5 protein-coding genes are annotated in these 5,164 nt (G+C 54.9%); 2 read left to right on the top strand and 3 right to left on the bottom strand.

Annotated features, from left to right (window positions below; all coding sequences use genetic code 11):
- Nucleotides 1-216 precede the first annotated feature (216 nt).
- A complete protein-coding gene (locus DU506_RS20540; RefSeq protein WP_268877357.1) occupies nucleotides 217-2,580 on the top strand; it encodes a bifunctional diguanylate cyclase/phosphodiesterase in 2,364 nt (787 codons plus the stop codon).
- 188 nt (nucleotides 2,581-2,768) lie between these two features.
- Here the strand turns inward: DU506_RS20540 and DU506_RS20535 are convergent, their stop codons facing one another.
- The 3 genes from DU506_RS20535 to DU506_RS20530 are packed head-to-tail and all read right to left on the bottom strand — an operon-like array spanning nucleotide 2,769 to nucleotide 4,750.
- The gene (locus tag DU506_RS20535; RefSeq protein ID WP_114488706.1) at nucleotides 2,769-4,361 is read right to left on the bottom strand and encodes an ATP-binding protein; all 1,593 of its coding nucleotides are present in this window, start codon (nucleotides 4,359-4,361) and stop codon (nucleotides 2,769-2,771) included.
- Nucleotides 4,362-4,395: 34 nt separating this feature from the next.
- Nucleotides 4,396-4,548 (bottom strand): hypothetical protein, encoded by a 153-nt coding sequence (locus DU506_RS21835; RefSeq protein ID WP_181870841.1) that lies wholly within the window; start codon nucleotides 4,546-4,548, stop codon nucleotides 4,396-4,398.
- A gap of 19 nt (nucleotides 4,549-4,567) precedes the next feature.
- Nucleotides 4,568-4,750 (bottom strand): alpha/beta fold hydrolase, encoded by a 183-nt coding sequence (locus tag DU506_RS20530; protein WP_114488705.1) that lies wholly within the window; start codon nucleotides 4,748-4,750, stop codon nucleotides 4,568-4,570.
- 122 nt (nucleotides 4,751-4,872) lie between these two features.
- Between DU506_RS20530 and DU506_RS20525 the strand changes: the two genes are divergently transcribed.
- Nucleotides 4,873-5,164: helix-turn-helix domain-containing protein (locus DU506_RS20525; RefSeq protein WP_147273804.1), on the top strand; the 292-nt coding region annotated here is incomplete at its 3' end.

The raw sequence follows: 5,164 nt of genomic DNA, 5'->3' as shown, positions 1-5,164 counted from the left end.
CAAGACAAGGCTGTAGAAGGCGAAAGCACCTTTCCAACCGCAGGATCGCCTACCCTGCGGAAAAACCAACGAAGGGACGCTGCTTCTGCGATTCGCGCCCCTTAATCCGACAGTCTCCTAGCAGCGGCTTACACCGGCCTCGATATTATTAAGCTAGTGGGGAAAGCCCGCCGTGCCGGGTGGCGTAGAGCGTGGCTGCTAGCGGGAGCTAGCGTCATGGGGCTGGGAGTCTGGAGCATGCACTTTATAGGTATGCATGCCTATCGGCTCGATTTTACTGTCACGCACGCACCTCTTTTGACCCTGGCCTCTGTGCTCCCGGCAATTCTTGGAAGCCTCGGGGCCATGGTCGTGTTATCTCGTGACGACATCCCTCATCTCACCCTGTTCAAAGCGGGCATTGGCTTGGGGGGTGGTATCGGAGTGATGCACTACACTGGTATGGCCGCCATGCGAATGCCGGCCGTGTTGTACCACGCACTCGATCTGTTTTTGGTATCGCTAGTCGTTGCCATCGGCCTGGGTATCTTAAGCGTCTATGCCTACCGTCTTTGCCAACAGGGGTGGGGCCAGCGGTGGGAGAGGGCGTGTGCGTCAGTCTCAGCTTTGTGTGTGTCGATTGCAGTTTGCGGAATGCATTATGTCGCCATGCAAGCAGCTTGGTTCTTGCCCACCCCAGGCGTCAGCGCTTCTCCCAGTGTTATGTCTGGCTCACATTGGTTGATCTACTTTATCAGTGGCAGTGCCGTGTTGATTGCGGCTCTAACCTTGATTGCGAGTCGCGTGCAGCGCCGACTGAATGCCAGTGAGCGTGATGAGCACATGACACGCTCGCGATTACTCGAAGTAATTTCTTCCCTTCAAGAGGGTGTCGTGCTGTTTGACGACCGAGCCCGTATTCGCCTGTGTAACGCGGCATTTGAACGGCTCATGGGGGTGCCCACAGAAGAATTGATCGGCGCTTCTATCTGGCAGATGACCTACGCCAAGGACAGCCAGGCGCTCAATGAGCGTATTCAGCAAGCACTCTTAACCCAGGGAAAATGGCGAGGAATGATCCAAGCCCTGAGTCGTCAGGGTCAAGTTTTCCCTGCCTGGTTAAATGTCAGCCGTGTCACCTATGCAGACAGCGATGATCGTGATTATGTTGCGTTACTCAGTTACCGCTCAGAGGAGCAGCAGGCTCAGCAGCGTATTCATTATTTGGCGTATCACGATAGCTTGACGTCTTTGCCCAACCGTCGGGCGCTGCAAGAACGGCTGGTGGAATGTGCACAGCAAGCCAGTACCGAGTCGGGATGGGCGCTTCTTATCCTCTTCGATATCGATCGCTTCAAAGTGCTTAATGATAGTCTTAGCCAGGATATCGGCGATGAGCTTCTACGCCAGATGGCAGAACGCCTACAGCAGTGGCAAGATAATGTGTCTCAGGTGGCGCGACTCGATGGCAATGAGTTTGCGCTATTGGCGCCGCTACCGGCCACCTCTCAAGCTGCTGCCGAGCAGGAAGCACTACGCCTCACGGCTGAGGTGCAGACATCACTCACAGCCGATTATCAACTCCATGGACATACCTATCCTTGTCGACTCAACGTTGGCATGCTGGTTTTTGCTCCCTACGAAAGAGATAGTTCCGCGACACTTTTCAAACGTGCCGGGTTAGCCTTGCTGGAAGCCAAGCGACATCGTGATGGTGATCCGCAGCGATTCCATCAAGCGCAGGAAGACGAATTAGAGGAACGTCTCACGCTTGAAGGCGAATTGCGCCGGGCGATATACAACCATGAACTCTGCTTGCACTTGCAGCCCCAAGTCGATGAACAGCGGCGAGTAATAGGGGCGGAAGCTTTGGTGCGTTGGTCACACCCCGAGCGTGGCAATATTTCACCGGGGCGCTTCATTCCCTTGGCAGAAGAGACTGGACTAATCCTGCCGTTAGGACTCTGGGTGCTTAAGGAAGGGTGTCGAATATTGGGAGAGTGGTGCCAAGATCCTGGGTATCACCATCTCAAGCTCTCTCTTAACGTCAGTGTCCGCCAGTTTCAGCAGCCGAATTTTGTCGACCAGGTGTTAGCCTCGATAGAACAATATGCTGCCCCGGCAGAGCGGTTGACTTTGGAGCTTACCGAATCACTGTTTCTCAATGACCCCGAAGGCACCGTCCAGAAAATGACGGAACTGCGCAAGAAAGGTATTCGCTTTGCGCTGGATGACTTCGGTACAGGATACTCCTCCTTGGCATATCTCAAGGCACTGCCGTTGGACACTCTTAAGATCGACATCGCCTTTGTGCGCGACCTGACACTCAACATGCAAGCCACACCGATTGCTGGGACCATTATTGCGCTTGCCGAAAGCCTCGGGCTTGCGGTGATCGCGGAAGGGGTGGAAACAGAGGATCAGCGTGAGGTACTCGCCCATCTAGGATGCAGTACCTACCAAGGATTTCTATTCGGCAGGCCAGTGCCGGTTGAGAGCTTTTTGCCAGAGGTGCTTACTGACACATCCGCGACGTCAACGCAGCAATCAACATCAAATCCGCCAGCGGTGATAGCCCTCGGCGATGAAAGTGTGAGTTGACGCGAAAACGCATCTGCATTGCATTTGCAGCATTACGCCGTTTTTCAGAAGATGCTCAGGTTAGCTCAGTGAAGTAACGGGCTGTATGGTTTGGTCGCAGTCTCCGTAGCCCATACGGTAGCTAACGGGTGTCCAAGGCCTTGGTATCCACCGAGCATCAGGTAAGGCCTGAGATCGCCAAGCATTAATCACAGCACCAAAGCGGCACCGGGGCCGCTATGGGGTAGTGTCTCGACCTCAAACGCCACAATCTGGCGCTTTTGGCTTGAGAACTCGACACCGACTAGATGGACTGGCTTGCCCTTTGCACGGTATTTGTCGGCGTAGCCTCGGGCTTTGATTTGCTCAAGTGCGGTGCCGTTGGGCAACTGCTCGACGACCTTGAACTCAAACAGATAAATATGCCCGGCAAAATCCACGCTCATGTCCACCTTGCCATGGTGGCTGGCATCTTCGACCGTCACGTTCACTCCCAGTGCAGCGAAGTGACTGTAGAACACGCTGGCATAATGCCCTTCATAACGCGCGATGGGGTTGTTGCGGTACCAGTCGTGGGGCAGGCCGGCGTAGAGGGCTTTGAGGTGCGCTTCGAGCCCAGCAAGGTCGTGGGCGCGTAAATGCGTGAAGAGAGTTTTACGTTCCCGCGGCGCATTATCGACACCCAGCACGGGCAATAGTGCCTGGTTCAAGCTAGTTTCGACTTCTTGGTTGGGAAAGCCCAGCGTGTATTGCCGGTAGCCCAGCATCGGCTCTTCCACCTGTTTAACGGTGAGGTAGCCGGTTTGGAACAGCAGTCCTTCGGTGGCGATGTCATCCACATCAAAACGGCCGAGCAGGTCGGGCTCGGTTTCCCACTGATCCAGAGACGGGGTAAATACCCCTCGTTTTTTCAGGATCTCGACCAAAAAGGTGGGCGTGGCGGATTCGAACCAGTAAGCGCCAAACTGACGCTTCTGGAACAGCAGTAGAACGTCGAAGGGGTTATATACCGAGGTGACATCTTGGCCACCCCAGCGATAGCCGTTATACCACTGCTTGATTGCCTGACGGTCCAGTCCCGGCAACTCGGGGGAAAATACCGTGTCGATATCGGCATCGGTATAGCCGCAAATGGTCGCGTAGGGCGCATCCAGCGTAATATCGTTGAGGTTATTCAGGCCCGAGAACAGGCTCACCTTGCTGAACTTGGATACCCCGGTCAGTATCGCGAAATGCAGGTGCGGATCAGCATCTTTCAGCACGCTATAGAGGTTTTTCAAGCCTTCACGCAGTTCGCGGGCCCGTTCAGGCGCCAGGATATTATCCAGAATCGGCTTGTCGTATTCGTCGACCAAGATAACCACACGTTGGCTGAAGGTGGTGTGAGCCAACTGAATTAGCTCCCGAAAACGTCCAGCAATCGTGGTATTTTCCAGTGTCAGCCCCAAGCGTTTTATTTCGGCATCCAGCAGCTCGCGGATGTGTTGATCAAGCGCTTCACGACTGTGGATCACACCGTCAGAAAAGCTGATGCGGATCACCGGGTACTGCGTCTGCCAGTCCCACTTGTCATGAATAGCCAACCCCTCAAACAGCGCCTCACGGCCCTCGAACAGGCAGCGTAGGGTGTCGAGTAACAGGCTCTTGCCGAAGCGCCGTGGCCGCGAGAGGAAGTAGTATTTATTCTGGTTGACCAAGCGTTCGATATGCGGGGTTTTATCGACGTAGTAATAACCGCCTTCACGAATATCGGAAAAGGTTTGAATGCCCACGGGCAGTTTGAGACGAGTAGCAGTGGACACATGGGCCTCCAGAATTGACACGCTAAAGATCAGCTTAACACGCAGGGACGGTTGGACGGTCGTCAGGTACAAAAGCGGCTCCAGGCCACTTCCAAGAATACCCCAGCCCGTAGCCCTCGGCGACGGTTTCGAGTTCCAGTTCTTCGGTTCCGCCGAAGGCGTTCAGTTTGACACGTGTCCAGGGCATAGAACTTCTCCTTCAGGGGTCAGGGACGCATCGTCCCCATGAAGAATTCGCTGATCTCACGGGCCAGGTCGGCATCATGGTCCAGCCAGATGTGACCTCCATCGGGATAGATGACGAGACGCGCGTCAGAGGTGTGTCTGGCGAGCAGGCATGCGGTGTCGGCGGTACTAAAAAGGTCGTCGGCGCAGGACAGGGTCAGCATCGGCACACTTATCTAAAAGCGTGTAATACCTCTTCCTGAGTCGCGTAGCGCGAAGGGGATACAAGCGCGGCGTCCGAGAGGACGCCTTGCGTTCTTACGCAAATGATGCTAAACTGTAATTAATGAAAATTGAACGTGCCTACAAGTACCGATTCTACCCGACGCCCGAGCAGGAAATCCTGCTGGCGCGGACGTTTGGGTGCGTGCGGTTTGTCTGGAACGCAGTGCTGCGCTATCGCACCGATGCGTTCTATCAACGTCAGGAAAAGATCGGTTACAACGATGCCAGTGCGTTCCTGACCCAGCTGAAAAAGCAGCCTGACACCGCGTTCCTGGCCGAAGTCAGCTCGGTACCCTTGCAGCAATGCCTGCGCCATCAGCAATCGGCCTTCAAGCACTTCTTTGCCAAGCGCG

Origin of the sequence: Vreelandella rituensis, from assembly GCF_003336665.1 — a bacterium.
Classification (GTDB): Bacteria; Pseudomonadota; Gammaproteobacteria; order Pseudomonadales; family Halomonadaceae; genus Vreelandella; species Vreelandella rituensis.
The sequence above is the reverse complement of the archived record's forward strand: the minus strand, read 5'-3'. Positions and strand labels throughout refer to the sequence as shown.